General features: G+C 41.5%; 19 protein-coding genes. 3 read left to right on the top strand and 16 right to left on the bottom strand.

Going from position 1 to position 16,166, the window contains the following annotated elements; all coding sequences use genetic code 11:
- Nucleotides 1-5: 5 nt before the first annotated feature.
- The 6 genes from ADI76_RS01225 to ADI76_RS01200 all read right to left on the bottom strand — a co-directional run bounded on the left by ADI76_RS01225 (nucleotide 6) and on the right by ADI76_RS01200 (nucleotide 3,927).
- Complete coding sequence (locus ADI76_RS01225; RefSeq protein ID WP_049514168.1) at nucleotides 6-506, bottom strand: cysteine hydrolase family protein; 501 nt, start codon at nucleotides 504-506, stop codon at nucleotides 6-8.
- On the bottom strand, nucleotides 507-1,103 hold the full coding sequence (yqeK, locus tag ADI76_RS01220) for a bis(5'-nucleosyl)-tetraphosphatase (symmetrical) YqeK (RefSeq protein ID WP_049514166.1): 597 nt from the start codon (nucleotides 1,101-1,103) through the stop codon (nucleotides 507-509).
- Nucleotides 1,103-1,732: a nicotinate-nucleotide adenylyltransferase gene (locus ADI76_RS01215; protein ID WP_049514164.1), complete on the bottom strand. Its 630-nt coding sequence runs from the start codon at nucleotides 1,730-1,732 to the stop codon at nucleotides 1,103-1,105. The genes yqeK and ADI76_RS01215 overlap by 1 nt, the downstream gene beginning before the upstream one ends.
- A gap of 21 nt (nucleotides 1,733-1,753) precedes the next feature.
- Entirely contained in the window at nucleotides 1,754-2,065 is a 312-nt protein-coding gene (gene yhbY / locus ADI76_RS01210) for a ribosome assembly RNA-binding protein YhbY (protein WP_006595720.1), read from the bottom strand.
- Between the two features lie 225 nt (nucleotides 2,066-2,290).
- A complete protein-coding gene (gene yqeH / locus ADI76_RS01205) occupies nucleotides 2,291-3,397 on the bottom strand; it encodes a ribosome biogenesis GTPase YqeH (protein WP_049514162.1) in 1,107 nt (368 codons plus the stop codon).
- 2 nt (nucleotides 3,398-3,399) lie between these two features.
- Nucleotides 3,400-3,927, bottom strand: coding sequence for a YqeG family HAD IIIA-type phosphatase (locus tag ADI76_RS01200; protein ID WP_049514161.1), 528 nt, complete (start codon nucleotides 3,925-3,927; stop codon nucleotides 3,400-3,402).
- Between the two features lie 183 nt (nucleotides 3,928-4,110).
- Here ADI76_RS01200 and ADI76_RS01195 point away from each other — a divergent pair, with 183 nt between their 5' ends.
- The gene (locus ADI76_RS01195; RefSeq protein WP_003014334.1) at nucleotides 4,111-4,725 is read left to right on the top strand and encodes a TVP38/TMEM64 family protein; all 615 of its coding nucleotides are present in this window, start codon (nucleotides 4,111-4,113) and stop codon (nucleotides 4,723-4,725) included.
- Nucleotides 4,726-4,877: 152 nt separating this feature from the next.
- On the opposite strand, the gene ADI76_RS01190 is transcribed toward ADI76_RS01195, so the two are convergent.
- From ADI76_RS01190 to rlmD, 10 genes are all read right to left on the bottom strand, one after another.
- Nucleotides 4,878-5,633, bottom strand: coding sequence for a DUF3883 domain-containing protein (locus ADI76_RS01190; protein WP_049514160.1), 756 nt, complete (start codon nucleotides 5,631-5,633; stop codon nucleotides 4,878-4,880).
- A gap of 70 nt (nucleotides 5,634-5,703) precedes the next feature.
- Complete coding sequence (locus ADI76_RS01185) at nucleotides 5,704-8,355, bottom strand: valine--tRNA ligase (RefSeq protein ID WP_049514158.1); 2,652 nt, start codon at nucleotides 8,353-8,355, stop codon at nucleotides 5,704-5,706.
- Between the two features lie 92 nt (nucleotides 8,356-8,447).
- On the bottom strand, nucleotides 8,448-9,413 hold the full coding sequence (locus ADI76_RS01180; RefSeq protein ID WP_080982764.1) for a hypothetical protein: 966 nt from the start codon (nucleotides 9,411-9,413) through the stop codon (nucleotides 8,448-8,450).
- Nucleotides 9,410-9,973 carry a GNAT family N-acetyltransferase gene (locus ADI76_RS01175; RefSeq protein ID WP_049514155.1) on the bottom strand — a complete coding sequence of 188 codons (564 nt, stop codon included), beginning with the start codon at nucleotides 9,971-9,973 and terminating at the stop codon, nucleotides 9,410-9,412. Before ADI76_RS01175 ends, ADI76_RS01180 begins: the two co-directional genes overlap by 4 nt.
- Nucleotides 9,960-10,538, bottom strand: a complete 579-nt coding sequence (locus ADI76_RS01170; protein ID WP_049514153.1) for a flavin reductase family protein — start codon at nucleotides 10,536-10,538, stop codon at nucleotides 9,960-9,962. Before ADI76_RS01170 ends, ADI76_RS01175 begins: the two co-directional genes overlap by 14 nt.
- Before the next feature lie 266 nt (nucleotides 10,539-10,804).
- The gene (locus ADI76_RS01165; RefSeq protein WP_049514149.1) at nucleotides 10,805-11,152 is read right to left on the bottom strand and encodes a helix-hairpin-helix domain-containing protein; all 348 of its coding nucleotides are present in this window, start codon (nucleotides 11,150-11,152) and stop codon (nucleotides 10,805-10,807) included.
- A 180-nt stretch (nucleotides 11,153-11,332) separates the two neighbouring features.
- Complete coding sequence (locus tag ADI76_RS01160; RefSeq protein ID WP_013903179.1) at nucleotides 11,333-11,587, bottom strand: DUF1912 family protein; 255 nt, start codon at nucleotides 11,585-11,587, stop codon at nucleotides 11,333-11,335.
- Between the two features lie 2 nt (nucleotides 11,588-11,589).
- On the bottom strand, nucleotides 11,590-12,936 hold the full coding sequence (locus ADI76_RS01155) for a DUF438 domain-containing protein (RefSeq protein ID WP_049514147.1): 1,347 nt from the start codon (nucleotides 12,934-12,936) through the stop codon (nucleotides 11,590-11,592).
- On the bottom strand, nucleotides 12,936-13,169 hold the full coding sequence (locus ADI76_RS01150) for a DUF1858 domain-containing protein (protein ID WP_003005810.1): 234 nt from the start codon (nucleotides 13,167-13,169) through the stop codon (nucleotides 12,936-12,938). The genes ADI76_RS01155 and ADI76_RS01150 overlap by 1 nt, the downstream gene beginning before the upstream one ends.
- Nucleotides 13,170-13,201: 32 nt before the next feature.
- Nucleotides 13,202-14,554: a 23S rRNA (uracil(1939)-C(5))-methyltransferase RlmD gene (gene rlmD / locus ADI76_RS01145; protein WP_049514145.1), complete on the bottom strand. Its 1,353-nt coding sequence runs from the start codon at nucleotides 14,552-14,554 to the stop codon at nucleotides 13,202-13,204.
- A gap of 37 nt (nucleotides 14,555-14,591) precedes the next feature.
- On the opposite strand from rlmD, the gene recX reads away from it, so the two are divergent.
- Together recX and ADI76_RS01135 are read left to right on the top strand one after the other, a co-directional pair.
- Complete coding sequence (gene recX / locus ADI76_RS01140; RefSeq protein WP_049514143.1) at nucleotides 14,592-15,374, top strand: recombination regulator RecX; 783 nt, start codon at nucleotides 14,592-14,594, stop codon at nucleotides 15,372-15,374.
- A 109-nt stretch (nucleotides 15,375-15,483) separates the two neighbouring features.
- Entirely contained in the window at nucleotides 15,484-16,017 is a 534-nt protein-coding gene (locus tag ADI76_RS01135) for a nucleoside tri-diphosphate phosphatase (RefSeq protein WP_013903172.1), read from the top strand.
- The last annotated feature ends 149 nt before the right edge of the window (nucleotides 16,018-16,166 follow it).

The raw sequence follows: 16,166 nt of genomic DNA, 5'->3' as shown, positions 1-16,166 counted from the left end.
TTTCTTTAAAAAATTGTTTTATAGTCTAAGACATCCGCAAAACGTTCTGCCCAAATATTTTCATAAAATTCATTGAGCGTTTCTGCTGGGATATCCTCTCCATCAAAGGTTGTGACAGCTCCTTCTGGAACGACCAGCTTATAGCCGTATTCAAATCCCACTTTGATGGATGTATCGACACAATATTCTGTCTGCATGCCACACAGGACCAGTTGTTCAATCCCTTGTTGATTCAAGTATTCTTTTAATCCTGTCTCTTTAAACATACTATTGTATCGCTTCTGAAATACCTTTTCATTCTCCTGTTTCTTCAACAGGGGCGATAACTGCCAATCTTCTGAAGTTAAAGCCTCTGGCGTTTCAATATGCTGCATGTAGATGATTTCAATCTGCTGTTTTCTAGCCCGATCTTGCAAATAAGCAATCTTCTCTAAGAGTTTTTCTGTCTCAAAACCTGTTTCCACGAGGATATTTTGTACATCAATAATGATTAAAGCTGTTTTCACTCACTGCTCCTCTTTCAAATACTTCACAAAGGCATTGTAGGTTTCAAGGGTTTGGGGATAAATCGGCAATCCTTGGTGGGCTAGATGTTCGACTGTGCGAGCCGTCTCATAGGCCACGGCGCGATCCAAGGAGACTTGAGCGATTTCCCGCGCTTGATCCACCCCTGGAAAGGCCCGGTTATGTTCAATATAATCTGCCACATAGACAATCTTGTCTAAGGTTGACATCTGTCCACTCCCCACTGTGTGAATCTCAATACTGCGAAGAATGGCTGGATCTGTCAATCCGAGATCTTCTTGGATCTTGTAAATCCCGACCATCCCATGCCAGACATTGTTGCCCCAGTTTTTTAATGCTGGATCTAGCTCATAGCGATCAATCAAGTCCAAAAATTCCTGATCCGATAATTTCTTGGCATAGTCATGTAACAAACCTGCTAGACCAGCCTGCTCTTCATCAGCCCCATAACGTTTGGCCAAGTCACGCGCAGCCTCCTCAACCCCTAAACAGTGGGTTAGCCGCTTTTCTGGCAGGATTTGACGCATTTTTTCAAGCAAGACATCACGAGAAAAGCCAAGGTAGTTTTCATAGGTCATTAATACAAACCTTCTTTCTTGATGTAGTCCAAGACTGGTTTTGGCAACATAAAATTCGGCGTCCGGCCTTTAGCAAGAAAATCGCGCACCATACTAGAGGAGATATCCATTAGGGGAACATCCACCCATATCACCGGATAAGAAGTCCCTGCCTTATAGCGTGGTCGCTGTACTCCGACAAATTGCACAATCTCCACCAATTCATCGATGCGGTGCCATTTGGGTAAATAATCCACCATATCTGCACCAATAATGAAGTAATAGTCTGTGTCTGGATCTCGTTCATTGAGCAAGAGCATGGTATCGTAGGTATAGGAAATCCCTTTGCGCTCGAGCTCAATCGTCTCGATTTCCAGACCTTCAATGCCTTCAATGGCTAATTCCAGCATCTTGAGACGATGGTGCTCTGCAATCGTCCCCTTGGCATCGACATGCGGTGGTAAATACTCAGGCATCAAGAGCACCTTATCTAACCCTAATTGTTGGCGCACTTGATCCGCAACGACCAAATGGGCATTGTGGACCGGATTGAAATTCCCACCCAAAATACCAACTTGTTTGCGTTTCTTGTTTTTGATCTCTGGCTCTAACTCTACCTTGGTAAAGGGAGTCAATAGTTCAATTGCCATAGGTTTGCTCTCCTCAATGTCTTAGATTTCTTTTACTTTGACTGAAATCTTCCGGTTTTCTTTTTTGCTTGATTGTTTATACAAGATGAGGATGCGTCCAATTTTTTGAACCGTATCCACACCGATTTCTTCTTCCAAGATTTCCGCTACTTCATGGATATTCTCGTCCGTATTTTGAAGGAGGGTGACCTTGATCAGTTCGCGCGCATCTAACGCTTGGCGAACACTGGTTTTGATTTGGTCATTGAGCCCGTTTTTCCCGATTTGGATAATGGGTTTGAGGCTGTGGGCTTGGCTATTGAGGAAAGCCCGTTGTTTGGATGTTAATGTCATGTTTTTACTTCCTTATTTTTTGATCATTATTTTAAGTGGTGGGGACGGTCGGAACTAATTTTTCAAAGATCTCATCTTTGAAAAATGGATTTCCTTACCTCAAAATGGAGCCTTGGTCTCCATTTTGCCCTTGCCAATCGATCGATTGGCAACTACACCACGGCAATAACGATCCCTATTTGAGCTCACTTCGTTCGCTCTTCAATTTCATTCTATTTCATATTTTTAAATAATAGCTTTGCGAGTGACGACGGCGACGCCTTCTGGTGCCCACACAGCTACTTTTGCTTCCCCATTGACACGGATCCAGCCGAGTCCAGAGATGACGAGGTCTGTCTTGTCCTTGATGGTAAACTCATGAGAAACCAAGGGTGGGAATTCTTCTTTTTCCTTGCTGTTAGGGGGTGTTAGTAAGCCACCGACATGCTTGTCATAAAAGGCTGTCGCTCCTTCAAGTTTGGTCCGATGAAGCTTGAGTTCGTTATCAAAGAAGGCGGTGAAACCTTGCTTTTCTCCCTTGATAAAGTCAAAGCGTCCCAAGCCACCCAAGAAGAGGGTTTGCTCTGGGTTGAGCTGATAAGTCTTGGGCTTGATTTCCTTTTTAGGGCTGACATACTTGAGGTTTTTAGCCGTCAAGTAGTGAGCCATCTGGTGGCGATGGATAATCCCTGGTGTATCGTAGATGTAGGATCCATCGTCCAGTGGGATTTCAATCTTGTCCAGTGTTGTCCCTGGGAAGCGAGAAGTCGTAATAATATCCTTGTCACCAGTGATTTCTTGGATAATCGCATTGATGAGGGTCGATTTCCCTACGTTGGTCACACCCACCACATAGACATCACGGCCTTTGCGGTGCTGCTCAATTTTTTCCATCAAATCCTTGATAGCACTCTTGTTTTGGGCAGAGGTGAGGACCACATCGACAGGACGCATGCCTTCTTCGTGGGCTCGCTCCATCAACCAATGGGTCACCTTGCTATCCTTGACAGACTTGGGCAAGATATCCTTTTTATTTCCGACCAAAAGCACATCATTTCCTGCTACAAAACGGGGCAAGCCAGGAATGACGGATCCATTAAAGTCAAAAATATCGACTACATTGACCACGAGAGCGTCACTATCTCCTACCTCGTGTAGCAATTTCAGGAAATCATCATCCGTCAGATGCACATCTGTGATTTCATTATAGTGACGGAGACGAAAACAGCGTTGACAATAGACTTCGCCTGTTTCCAATCCCTTTTCAAGAGCTGATTGGGGAGTATAGCCTAGCCCCTCTTTGTTTTCTGTCTGAATGGGGGCTCCACAGCCAATACAGAATAATTCTTCCATTCTTAAATTCCTTTTTTATATACAATCGGACCATATTTTTCGGCCATTTGCTTCATCACACGGCGTTCACGCGCCCGGTTAATCTGCGTCTTGATGGAGTCATGCTCGACCAAAGGCTTGACCAAAATCGAACGAATACCCGCCCGATGAGCTGCCCGAATGTCGGTCATCAATTGATCCCCTACCATGACCACTTCATTTTTTTCATAGTGGAAACGTTTGAGAGCCCGATCAATCCCAAAGGTAAAGGGCTTGAGTGACCAAGCTTCAAAGTCAATATCAAATTTCTCAACCGCACGTTTGACTCGTTTAGGACTATTATTGGACACCACGATGACCCGAATCCCGCCATCACGAAGGTCATGCAACCACTGGCGCATCTCTGGGGTGCCGTCCGGATTGTTCCAAGCAATCAAGGTATTATCCAAATCCACAAGGACCGCCTTAATTCCCTGTTTTTTCAAGTCTGCAACGGTGAGATCATAGGCTGCCTCCACCGCAAAATCTGGTTTGTAATTTTCGATTGACACGTTTTTCTCCAAACATTCGTATTCTCCCCATTATAGCATAAAATGGGCTATTTCGCACTCGATTGACGACTAAAACAACGACAGACTCCTATCAGGTCAATTTCACTGCTCAAAAAATAGACAAAATCCTTACAAAGTTCCAAAAACATGGTATAGTAGAAGAAAAAGAACTCGGAATTTTTTATGAAACAAACAAGTTTAAAAGAGGTCTCTCCTCTTCTCCAGCGTATCATTAATTGGTCGTCCATCATTGGAGCCCTCGCAACCCTTGCTTTCTGTATCTGGGCCTACTTTTCTGGAATCCTTCAATCCAAAGAAACCCTGTCGGCCTTTATTTTGCAAGCCGGAATCTTCGGGCCTCCTCTTTTTATCTTTCTTCAGATCCTTCAGACAGTGGTCCCTATTATTCCTGGTGCCCTGACATCTGTAGCAGGTGTTTTCATCTACGGACATATTATCGGGACCATCTACAATTACATCGGCATCGTCATCGGCTGTGCTATTATCTTCCATCTCGCCAGAATGTACGGGCCTAAGTTCGTTCAATCCATGGTCAGTCAGAAGACCTATGACAAATACATTGGCTGGCTCAATGAAGGTAAGCGGTTCGATCGCTTCTTTATCTTCATGATGATCTGGCCAGTTAGTCCTGCCGACTTCATCTGTATGCTGGCAGGTCTGACCAATATGACCTTCAAACGCTACATGACCATCATCATCCTCTGCAAACCCATCACCCTGGTCATCTACACCTACGGCCTGACCTATATCATCGATTATTTCTGGAAAATGGTCTAAAGCATGACACCACCTCCTAAAGACTAGGAGGTGGTGTTTTTGTAAAAAAGAGAAACTTAACCAATTTTTTAAATTACTCTCTATATGGTTATCCCATTCCATCTATGAGCTCATATCAGTAAGTGTAGTAAGCACTGATACGTTTACATTCATTAATATAAATCTTCCAAACTTCTATATTCAACGACTTCATTTTTAATAACATTTTTTTCAAATTCAAAATGGTTAAGTGGGTTATCAATCAATACCAATCTTGGAATATCGTCGAGATTAGTGACTAGAGATAGAATAAAATCTGATTGATAGTCCTTAGCTTTCTCAAATTCTTTGGAGGTCAAACGAATACGTCCTTTAGGTTTTCGGATACCTTTAACCTCAGCAAGGTATGAATGTTCTTGAACATCTACTTGGAAATCATATCCATCACCATAAAGACGGGCATCAGTCAATTGGCCACCTTGAAATTTTTCTTCCTTATCAAAATGGTGTATGAAATAGTTCTCTGCTTCCATTCCAGTTTCTTGTAGGCGTTTGAATTTCGTTCGAATGATTGGTTTTTCAACGATGGTTATGCCTGTTTTCTTCCCTTCACTCGCAAGCAACATTTTAACGATTTCTGCAAAACTGTGAACATCCTCATTTCCAAACATCGTGTCAATTAAGTCTTTTCGAAAACGGTAGACTTCAGCTTTTTGCCACCAACCTTTTCGATTGTTATCAAAATAGGGGTCGAATAAATCCATTCTATTTTTGACGACACCCGTTGTTTCTGCAACGCCTAAAGAAACTATGTAACGATAAAACTCGGATTTACTAGAGCATTGAAATTCCTTTATAAAAGTATCATCAAACTTAGCAAGACCATAGCCAATCAAGTTTAACAATTCATAGTGAGGGTGTTTAGACATAACTTTCTCCATCAATAGATATTGATTTCATTATACCAAAAAAACACGGCATTCCACCGTGTTTCTAGGTTTATTTCACCAACTTCTTCATCTCATCAATACGTGCTACGGTCGCATCGTACTTCGCTTGGTAGTCGGCTTGTTTGTCGCGTTCTTTTTGGACGACTTCTGGTTTGGCATTGGCTACGAAGCGTTCGTTAGAGAGCTTCTTACCGACCATATCCAGTTCTTTTTGCCATTTGGCTAATTCTTTTTCAAGACGAGCCAATTCTTCTTCAACATTAAGCAGGTCAGCAAGTGGCAAGTAGATTTCTGCGCCTGTGATGATGCTTGACATAACCAAGTCAGGCACTTCGACATCTGCTGCAATTTCTAAGTGTTCTGGGTTTGTGAAGCGTTTGATGTAGTTGACATTATCATTAAAGAAAGCATCAAGCTTGCTGTCGCTTGTCTTGATCAAGATAGTGATCGGCTTACTTGGCGCTACGTTCACTTCTGCACGTGAGTTACGAACGGAGCGAATCACATCTTTGAGAGCTTCAACGCCAGCTGCTGCTTCCTCGTTTTCAAACTCTGGACGAACCACTGGGTATTCAGCCGTCACGATGGTTCCTTCAGAGATTTGGCCGTAGATTTCATCAGTCACGAATGGCATGATTGGGTGAAGGAGACGCAAGATTTGATCCAAGGTGTAAAGAAGAACCGAACGAGTGATGACTTTTTCGTCCTCATTGTCGCTGTAAAGCACTTCCTTAGTCAACTCAACATACCAGTCCGCAAACTCGTCCCAGATGAAGTTGTAGAGGATGTGACCTGCCACACCAAATTCGAACTTATCAAAGTTTTCAGTGACTTTGCCGATGGTTTCATTGAGGTTATGGAGAATCCAGCGGTCTGTGACATTACCTGCTTGACCAGCAGCTACTTTAGCCACATTTTCACGTGCCGCATCCAAGGTCAAACCTTCATTGTTCATGAGGATGTAACGAGAGATGTTCCAAATCTTGTTAATGAAGTTCCAAGACGCATCCATTTTCTCGTAAGAGAAACGCACGTCTTGACCTGGTGCAGAACCGTTTGAAAGGAACCAACGAAGGGCATCGGCACCGTATTTCTCGATAACATCCATTGGGTCAATCCCGTTACCGAGGGACTTAGACATCTTACGTCCTTGCTCGTCACGGATCAAACCGTGAATCAAGACGTTCTTAAATGGTTGGCGTCCTGTGAATTCCAATGATTGGAAGATCATACGAGACACCCAGAAGAAGATGATGTCGTAACCTGTAACCAAGGTTGAAGTTGGGAAGTAACGTTTGAAGTCTTCTGCTTCCACATCAGGCCAGCCCATGGTTGAAAATGGCCAGAGGGCAGAACTGAACCAAGTATCCAAGACATCTTCGTCTTGTTTCCATCCGTCACCTTCTGGAGCTTCTTCACCAACGTACATTTCACCCTCAGCATTGTACCAAGCAGGGATTTGGTGACCCCACCAGAGCTGACGAGAAATAACCCAATCGTGGACATTTTCCATCCATTGAAGGAAGGTATCGTTGAAACGAGGTGGGTAGAATTCTACCTTGTCCTCCGTATCTTGGTTGGCAATAGCATTCTTAGCCAATTGGTCCATCTTGACAAACCATTGTGTAGACAAGCGTGGTTCAACCATAACTCCAGTACGCTCTGAGTGACCAACTGAGTGGGTCATCTTCTCAATCTTAACAAGCGCACCGATTTCTTCTAACTTCTTGATAACAGCCTTACGAGCTTCAAAGCGGTCCATGCCGTTGAATTCACCAGCCAATTCATTCATGGTACCATCATCGTTCATAACGTTCACTTGCGGAAGATTATGACGTTGACCAACCAAGAAGTCATTCGGGTCGTGGGCAGGAGTGATTTTCACCACACCAGTACCGAATTCAGGGTCTGCGTGTTCGTCTCCAACAATTGGGATTGGCTTGTTCAAGATTGGCAAGATAACATTTTTACCAATCAAATCTTTATAACGGTCATCATTTGGGTTAACCGCTACGGCTGTATCCCCAAACATAGTTTCAGGGCGTGTTGTTGCTACTTCAAGGGCACGTGAACCGTCTTCCAACATGTAGTTCATGTGGTAGAAGGCACCTTCCACATCCTTGTGAATAACCTCGATATCAGAAAGGGCTGTACGAGCTTTTGGATCCCAGTTGATGATAAATTCACCACGGTAGATCCAGCCCTTCTTGTAGAGCTCTACAAAGACCTTACGAACGGCTTTTGACAACCCTTCATCAAGGGTGAAACGCTCACGAGAATAGTCTACAGAGAGCCCCATCTTGCCCCATTGTTCCTTGATAGTCGTCGCATATTCGTCTTTCCATTCCCAGACTTTCTCAAGGAATTTTTCACGGCCCAGGTCATAACGAGAGATGCCATCTTCAGCCAAACGCGCTTCTACTTTAGCTTGAGTGGCAATCCCAGCATGGTCCATACCAGGAAGCCAAAGCGTGTCGAAACCTTGCATGCGTTTTTGGCGGATGATGATATCTTGCAAAGTCGTATCCCAAGCGTGACCAAGGTGAAGTTTCCCAGTTACGTTTGGTGGTGGAATAACGATTGAGTAAGGCTTAGCCTTTTGATCTGCAGAAGGCTTGAAAACATCTTCGTCAAGCCACTTTTGGTAACGACCAGCCTCAACCTCGGCTGGATTGTATTTAGGTGAAAGTTCTTTAGACATGTGTGTTCTCCTTTAATAAAATCTTTTAGATTTTTTTATAAAACTATGATTGTTTCAATATTTGGTCTGTATAATAAGAAAATGAACTGTTTCTATATTACTTTTTTATCTAATTTTTTTTCTAGTTTATGTTTTCGTTTTTTTAGTGATTTAATTCTCTGTTTATCGTAACTGAATCCATAAAGTGCTTTTTCTAATTTCTGAACAGAATTTTCTATAGCAATTCCTTGTTTATAATTATCAGACTTTACAGACGTGTGCCTTTCAATTTCCCTCATATAGTCATCTTCAACTGATTCAATTAATGATAAGTAGTAAAACTCATATATAAATAAGCCTATAAGAGCAAAAATTTTTAACAAATTAGATTGTAAAAAAGTTGAATTTAAAAAAAGACATAAAAAAGTAGTTGCATAAGGAAAAGCATAGAAAATAAAGAATATCCATAACTGTTCTCTTTTATGTCTAGAAGGAACTGACTTAATATAGTTTGTAACCCAAAATTGTAACAAAATACAAATAATAGAAACTATAGCAACTATAAAAATCATCGAATATAAACCATTATGAAGGTTATTAGTTTTTCCAAAAATTATACTAGAAGAATAAATAGATAATACCAACAATAAAAGCCAAATAAACCATCTGAATAAGGTTGAAGGGTTAAACTTTATTTCCTGTTTTGAACGCTCCCAGTCATATTTTAGTAGTAATTCAATGTACAAAGACAATATCTCATAATCAATTTTGTGGTGGTCTACGATATCCCAAATATGACCATCTTTCATATAATATGGTTTAGAATATTTAATATCCATATTCTTCCCATAAGGATTAATTTGACTTTTCAATTTCATGACTGCACGTTCTCTCTTTGAAGTATCAGACAAATCCATTAAAATTTGTTTTAATTGTTTACGCCACTCTGCCCTCTCTGTTGTAATAAAATCCAAACGATTTTTCTTGTTAAATTGAATAAATGTAAATGTTGTACCTATAATGGCACTAATACCTACTGAACCTATAATGGAAATTAACTGCTCTAGACTTAACATCATCCATTCTCCTCCCACTCACTCTTCAGCAAGCCATATCTCAAATCATCACAGCGATTTCCTTGGGCATCTTTTCGATCCCTTATGCGAGCTTCAAGGGTAAAACCAAGTTTCTCAGCGACTCGTTGACTTTGGATATTGTAGCTAAAGCAAGACAATTCTATCTTGTGAAGTCCCAATTCTTTAAAAGCTAAATCAATCAAAGCATGCGCCGCTTCGGGTACATAGCCTCGGCCCCAATAGTCTGGGTGCAAGGTATAGCCAATCTCAAGTACATCGCCTTCGTGGCGATGGTTGAAATCAACAGAGCCAATGACTTTATCAGTCCCTTTGACCACAATACCGTAACCAGCTGGGAGATTGTCCTTTTCATTGCGCTCAGGAAGGATATGTTCTAGGTAATAAATCTCATCTTCCAAAGTCTTGACGGGCGGAAAGCCCGCTGGATAAGAAACCTCTGGGAGACTAGCGTAGGCATAGATATCCTCAGCATCCGCCACTGTACGGACTCGTAAAACGAGACGCTCCGTTTCGATTCGTTCGGGCAATTCAGTTCTTGTCATTCTTCTTCCTCGCTTTCTTGATGAAGATTCCCATAGGATCGACTCGGTCATCTAGATAACGATAAACGCGCTGATGACCATCTCCCATAAAGTAAGTCGGGGCAAAGCAGTCATTTTTAAAATGGCCTTTATCGTCCAAGAGTTCTGGATTAGCCAGTCGATCAAGAATCTTGGCAAAGATATGGCAGACGCTATCTTCCTCGATAATCCGATCTACCTGACAGTCCAATACGACTGGACAAGCCTCCAAAATCGGTGCCTGGGTCCGTTCAGAAATCTCGTAGTCAAGCCCCAGGTGTTTCAACTTTTCCCGATGGCTGATAAAGCCAGCCTGCTCCATCTCAAGCATGAGATGTTCATCAGGAATATTCACAGTAAACTGTTGATAGTGCTTAATCTGGTCAGCCGTATTTTCCTCACTACCAACCCCGATGACGAGCCAATCGCCCAGGCTATAAGAGGAACTGCAGGTCGTGATATTGTGCCCAAAGTTCTGGTCCTGATACCCCAAGATGAAGATAGGAAAACCATAATAGAGTTTGCTGGTTTTAAAAGATTGTTTCATGACAAGCTCCTTTGGCTAGGGGTGGAAAAGAAAAATCGCCCCTGCCATCTACATGACAGGGACGAATATGTTTATCCGCGGTACCACCCAATTTCGGGCAGAGCCCGCAACTTTGTTTATTTCATTTTCATCCATTAGCAACCAGTTTTGACACATTTGTGGACTTCTCAGCACCGCCACTTTCTGTAAAATGTGGGACTCAAAACACCTCTAACAGGTTCATTTTATCAAGATCTCCTGGAAATAGCAAGAAATCACAAAAGCGATTATTTAAACTTGACACCAAGTTCTTGCAATTTTTTGATAGTAGCTGGGCCGATTCCTTTAAGGGCCAACAACTCTTTCTCTGTCCAGTTTGCGAAGTCCGCAACAGAGCGAATACCTTCATCATAGAATGTTTGCGCACGATCAAGTGCCACACCTTCCAAACTTGAAGCAAACTCTTCCACTGAAGAAGCCGCTTGTTTCACTTCTTTCGCTACTGCTTTTGTAGCTTTCTCAACTTTTTTAGGTGCTTCTTTAACAGCTGCAGTTACAGTTGCGACAGCTTTTTTCAAAAGATGTCTATTTTGATGTTTGTATTGTTTCGCACGGTTTACGTTCTTCTTTGCCATTTTTCCTCCTAAATTCAGTGATCAATTCCTAAGGCAACAAGGTTTCATCACCATAATTCCATTCAATAATCCGTTGATGTCATTTCAACTTTTTTATTGTATCACAATCCCTTAAAAAATCAAGTCATTGCTCAATTTTCAGGTAAATCTAGCCAGTAAAACGCCTTCAATAATCACCTTCTAGTATTTTCTTTCACCAAAGAGGCCATCTGGTAAATCATGAAATCCTTTTCCAGCATGGAAATTTTCAAACTTCCCTTGCAAAAACTGATAAGCATCTAAACGGCTTTCATAGCGAATCATCGCGATTTTAGCTCGCTCATCCTGGTCTTCATCAAAAACCTTCTTACTTTCTTCGAGAGCCATTTCATTGATCATGACTTGTGTCTTGATCCACTCCTCAAACTCCTTCATAAACTCTGTTTCGTAACTCATCTTTACTCCATTCCTCTATAAAAATCCGTATCGATCTCTCGATAAGGTTGAATGTCCTGAACATATTCCAAGACACCTTGAAAGCCTCCAGCTTCATCGCGCACCGCTGCATAGGTCACATGGACAAATTTCCCACGCGATTCTGATTTGAACCACATTTCATACTTGTCTTTTTTCCCTTCACGAAGCCCTTGCATGATCGCTTTGACCTTCTCCAAGTATTTTGGAGGGTGACACAGCTCAACATTGCGTCCCACCTGCGATGGCGTCCTCTTAAAAATCATTTCTTCAAAAGGCACAGCATCATTGTAATATTGGAAAATATCATCCTTATTGACAAAGGTGATCTCCATCGGTAACTGGTTCAAGATCAAATTCGCTTGCTCCACAGATAGAAAGCCATGGCCAAAAGCTTGTGGCTGCTGGCGATCGAAACTCTCTTCTTTTTTCTTAGGCGTGAAGGTAATGGTCAACTGCCCATCAGGAGTCTCAATGACCTGACGGTGCTCGCTTCCATTTGAAGAAGGAAGGACTTCACCTGAACCTTCCGACTCTCTTGCTCCTTCTTCCTTGAAGTCCACGCGTTTCGGCACCCATTTCTCACTCGGAATGATAATGGCATAGCCATAGGCATCACTTTCTTCCGCGATGGAGAGCCAATCATCCTGGCTAAAAGCCTCCAGCAAAATCATCAAGAGGATCGATTCTTCCTTGAAGATCATAGCCTCAAACTCTTGCGCAAAGGCTTCAAAGCGTTCCTTGACTTCAGAAATACTAGAATCTGGTAATTTCTTGGCCACATCCAAAACTTGCGCAAAGAGTTCTCGAATCTGGTCATCCACTCCCCACATCACTTTTGGTGGGGAATCATGCCCATAGCGCTCCATAATCGGAAACATCAACTCTTCCTTACGACGATAATGCCGATCAAATTGCCCGACCAAACCCATCTGACGCAAGAGGCCTTTCTGAATCTCCTGGATCATCTCAGGATCCTCCGTCGTCTCATAATTATCCAGCAAGCGACGGACCCGCATCATAGCGGCACGAAGGGCTAGATTCTCCTGTTTAAAAATCTGAACCGGGTGACCTGGATGGTCAGTATCTGCCACTTCGACCCCTTGTACAGCGTTCTTAAAGAGATTGGCATGGACATCACAAAGCTCCATAACATCTTCAAAAGTAACACCTGCATCGGAATTCATCAGTTCATGCTCCATGAGAGAGATCTCAATCGCAGAAACTCCCGCAAAAGTCGCATCAAAGCGCTCTTGAACCGACTCAGGGGAAGCTCCATGATGAAGTTCTAATAAGATATCTCTTAAGACGTGAATTCGTTCATCACTCATTAGTCTAGCCCCACTACTTCATAGCCGTTGGCTTCTAGCGTTCGCACAATCTTCTCCATCGGAGTGCCTTCTAATTTTGATCCTTGTTTCAAGGAAACCTTGCGCCCAACTGTATTGCGCATGATCGGATTGGCTAAAGGTTTAAAGCCCAATTCCACCAACAAGTCCAATACTTCCGGATGTTGATCAATGACTTGAGCCACTGGAATCGATACATCAATAACATTGTCCATTTTCCTATTTCCTTTACTCATTTCGTTCATTTTCACTTCTTCACTAACTTCACGACAGCCTCTGTCCTTGCAGTATGTGGAAACATGTCCACTGATTGAATGTATTCAACCCGATAAACCTTTGTCAAAGCTACCAAATCCCTTGACAAAGTAGAGACATTGCAAGAGACATAGACCATCTTTTCAGGTGCATAGTGCAACAAGGTCTCGATCAATTTTGTCCCCAAGCCCGTACGAGGTGGATCCACGATCACAGCATTAGCCCGATAACCTTCTTGGTACCAGCGAGGAATGATCTCTTCTGCTGTACCAGCCTCATAGTGGGTATTCTCAAATCCCATCCGTTTGGCATTGTATTTAGCATCTTCAATCGCTTCAGGAATGATATCCATCCCCCGCACACTTTTCACCCTATTCGCAAAAGCAAACCCAATCGTTCCAACCCCACAGTAGGCATCTATCAAGTGATCCTCTGGGGAAACATCTAGAGCCTTAACCGCCTCACTATACAACACCTCAGTCTGCTCCGGATTCAACTGGTAAAAGGCTCGAGGAGACAGGGAGAATTCATAATCCAAAACGCCTTCCAAAATGGCCTCTTCTCCCCAAATAATCTGCGTTTGTTCGCCATAGATTTCACTGGAGCGAGACGTATTTTTATTAACAGCAACGGTGACAATCTCAGGGTGTTTCTTAACCAAGTCTTCCACTAAATCCTTTAAATTAATCTGCCGACTGGTGACCACAATGATCTGAACCTGACCAGACTTCCGAGCTCGTCGCACCATCATAGTTCTGACACCCATTTCTTTACGCTCATCAGCAATCGGAATCTGATAGTAAGTCAATAAATCCGCAAGATCATTGGCAATCGCTTGAATAACCGGATCTTGGACCAAACAATCTTTTAGTTCTACCAAATAATGTGAATTTTGAGCATAGAGCCCCGCCTTAACCTGGCCCTTGAATTTCCTTGTTTGAAATTGCAATTTGGCCCGATAGTAAAGAGGCTCCTGCATTCCGATTGTTGGCCGAATGTCATACTGTTCAAAGCCTTCAGGTGAGAACTTTTTCAAGGCTTGTTGCAATAAATCTGTCTTAAACTCCAGCTGCTTGTCATACTTCAAATGCATGATTTGACAGCCCCCACAGGTCTCATAGATATCACACATGGGTGTCACCCGATACTTAGACGCCTTATTCACAGATAAGAGTTTGGCTTCCGCAAAATTTTTCTTGACATTTGTAATTTGACAGAAGATATCTTCTCCCTTCAAAGCCCCAGGCACAAAGACAAGTGTTTTTTTATAAAAGCCAATTCCTTCTCCGTTAATTCCCATTCGTTTAATTTTCAAAGGAATTTTTTGTTTTACTTTAACGTTCATATCCCTATCTTAACACATTTTTCGGTATAATAAAAACATGAAAATTACAAAACTAGAAAAGAAAAAAAGACTCTACCTTCTTGAATTAGACAATGATCAAAAACTTTACATCACAGAAGATACCATCGTCAAATATTTTCTTTCTAAAGAGAAAGAAATCAGTGAAGAAGAGCTAAAAGAAATCCAAGAATTTGCACAATACTCCTATGGTAAAAACCTGGCTCTTTACCATCTTTCCTTTAAAGCTCGAACAACAAAAGAAGTCCGAGACTACTTGACAAAATATGAGATTGATAGTGAGATTATTGATAAAGTTGTCCAACACCTAAAAGAAGAAAAGTGGTTAGATGATCGTCAGTATGCCAGAAACCTGATAGAGGCCAACCTCCTCAGTGGCGATAAAGGCCCTGTCTTATTACAACAAAAAATTCAACAAAAAGGGGTCCCAAAATCTATCCTTCAAGAAATTTTTGCTGACTATGATTTTACAGAAGTTATCAGCCGTACCGCAATAAAACTCCAAAAGAAATACCAAGGAAAATACCCCTTAAAAGCCATTGAAACGAAAATCATCCAAGGACTCATTTCAAAAGGTTTTGCATACAACCAAGCAAAGATTGCATTCCAAAATCTTGAACTTGAAGCAGATGAAGAAACAACCAATGAGCTCATCCTAAAAGAGTTAGAAAAACAATACCGTAAATACAGTAAAAAATATGAAGGCTATGACCTAAAACAACGTTTAACCCAAGCACTAGCCAGAAAAGGGTACGATTATAGTGATATAACATCATCCATTAGAGAGTTTTTAGATTCATAAATTCCCATTCAAAAATCAAATTGAAAATAAAATAGAAAAATAAGAAAAAAATTAAAAAAATATGTTACAATATAGAGGATATACTTAGATTGTAGAAAGTTGGTAAGTTATGAAACTACCTAAAGAAGGCGACTTTATTACAATTCAAAGTTATAAACATGATGGCAGTTTACACCGTACATGGCGTGACACCATGGTATTAAAGATAACCGAAAATGCAATTATTGGAGTAAATGATCATACACTTGTTACAGAAAGTGATGGCAGACGTTGGATCACTCGTGAACCAGCAATTGTTTATTTCCATAAAAAATATTGGTTTAACATCATCGCCATGATCCGTGACAATGGTGTGTCTTACTACTGTAACCTAGCAAGTCCTTTTCACATCGACCAAGAGGCCTTAAAATATATCGACTATGATCTCGATGTCAAGGTCTTTACAAATGGTGAAAAGAAATTGTTAGATGTTGAAGAATATGAGCAACATAAAGAAAAAATGCACTATTCAGATGACATTGACTATATATTAAAAGAAAATGTAAAAGTACTAGTAGATTGGATAAACCAAAACAAAGGTCCTTTTTCAGAGGAATATATAAAAATATGGTATAACCGTTATGTTGAACTGCGAAATAAATAAAGTTTGAAAGAGCGCAAGCTCTTTTTTCTTGTAAATTATTTTTTAAAAAAAGAGTCTAATGACATCATTAGACTCTTTTAATAAACTATCGGGAAGACAGGATTCGAACCTGCGACACCTTGGTCCCAAACCAAGTACTCTACCAAGCT

Origin of the sequence: Streptococcus parasanguinis (genome assembly GCF_001074805.1) — a bacterium.
Classification (GTDB): domain Bacteria; phylum Bacillota; class Bacilli; order Lactobacillales; family Streptococcaceae; genus Streptococcus; species Streptococcus parasanguinis_A.
This window is presented reverse-complemented; position numbering and strand designations above follow the sequence as displayed.

What these genes read in the sequence shown, in the direction of transcription:
- yqeK (WP_049514166.1), bottom strand. Translation starts at nt 1,103, where the DNA reads ATGACCTATGAAAACTACCTTGGCTTTTCTCGTGATGTCTTGCTTGAA.
- ADI76_RS01215 (WP_049514164.1), bottom strand. Translation starts at nt 1,732, where the DNA reads ATGGCAATTGAACTATTGACTCCCTTTACCAAGGTAGAGTTAGAGCCA.
- yhbY (WP_006595720.1), bottom strand. Translation starts at nt 2,065, where the DNA reads ATGACATTAACATCCAAACAACGGGCTTTCCTCAATAGCCAAGCCCAC.
- yqeH (WP_049514162.1), bottom strand. Translation starts at nt 3,397, where the DNA reads ATGGAAGAATTATTCTGTATTGGCTGTGGAGCCCCCATTCAGACAGAA.
- ADI76_RS01195 (WP_003014334.1), top strand. Translation starts at nt 4,111, where the DNA reads ATGAAACAAACAAGTTTAAAAGAGGTCTCTCCTCTTCTCCAGCGTATC.
- ADI76_RS01190 (WP_049514160.1), bottom strand. Translation starts at nt 5,633, where the DNA reads ATGTCTAAACACCCTCACTATGAATTGTTAAACTTGATTGGCTATGGT.
- ADI76_RS01185 (WP_049514158.1), bottom strand. Translation starts at nt 8,355, where the DNA reads ATGTCTAAAGAACTTTCACCTAAATACAATCCAGCCGAGGTTGAGGCT.
- ADI76_RS01180 (WP_080982764.1), bottom strand. Translation starts at nt 9,413, where the DNA reads ATGATGTTAAGTCTAGAGCAGTTAATTTCCATTATAGGTTCAGTAGGT.
- ADI76_RS01175 (WP_049514155.1), bottom strand. Translation starts at nt 9,973, where the DNA reads ATGACAAGAACTGAATTGCCCGAACGAATCGAAACGGAGCGTCTCGTT.
- ADI76_RS01170 (WP_049514153.1), bottom strand. Translation starts at nt 10,538, where the DNA reads ATGAAACAATCTTTTAAAACCAGCAAACTCTATTATGGTTTTCCTATC.
- ADI76_RS01165 (WP_049514149.1), bottom strand. Translation starts at nt 11,152, where the DNA reads ATGGCAAAGAAGAACGTAAACCGTGCGAAACAATACAAACATCAAAAT.
- ADI76_RS01160 (WP_013903179.1), bottom strand. Translation starts at nt 11,587, where the DNA reads ATGAGTTACGAAACAGAGTTTATGAAGGAGTTTGAGGAGTGGATCAAG.
- ADI76_RS01155 (WP_049514147.1), bottom strand. Translation starts at nt 12,936, where the DNA reads ATGAGTGATGAACGAATTCACGTCTTAAGAGATATCTTATTAGAACTT.
- ADI76_RS01150 (WP_003005810.1), bottom strand. Translation starts at nt 13,169, where the DNA reads ATGGACAATGTTATTGATGTATCGATTCCAGTGGCTCAAGTCATTGAT.
- rlmD (WP_049514145.1), bottom strand. Translation starts at nt 14,554, where the DNA reads ATGAACGTTAAAGTAAAACAAAAAATTCCTTTGAAAATTAAACGAATG.
- recX (WP_049514143.1), top strand. Translation starts at nt 14,592, where the DNA reads ATGAAAATTACAAAACTAGAAAAGAAAAAAAGACTCTACCTTCTTGAA.
- ADI76_RS01135 (WP_013903172.1), top strand. Translation starts at nt 15,484, where the DNA reads ATGAAACTACCTAAAGAAGGCGACTTTATTACAATTCAAAGTTATAAA.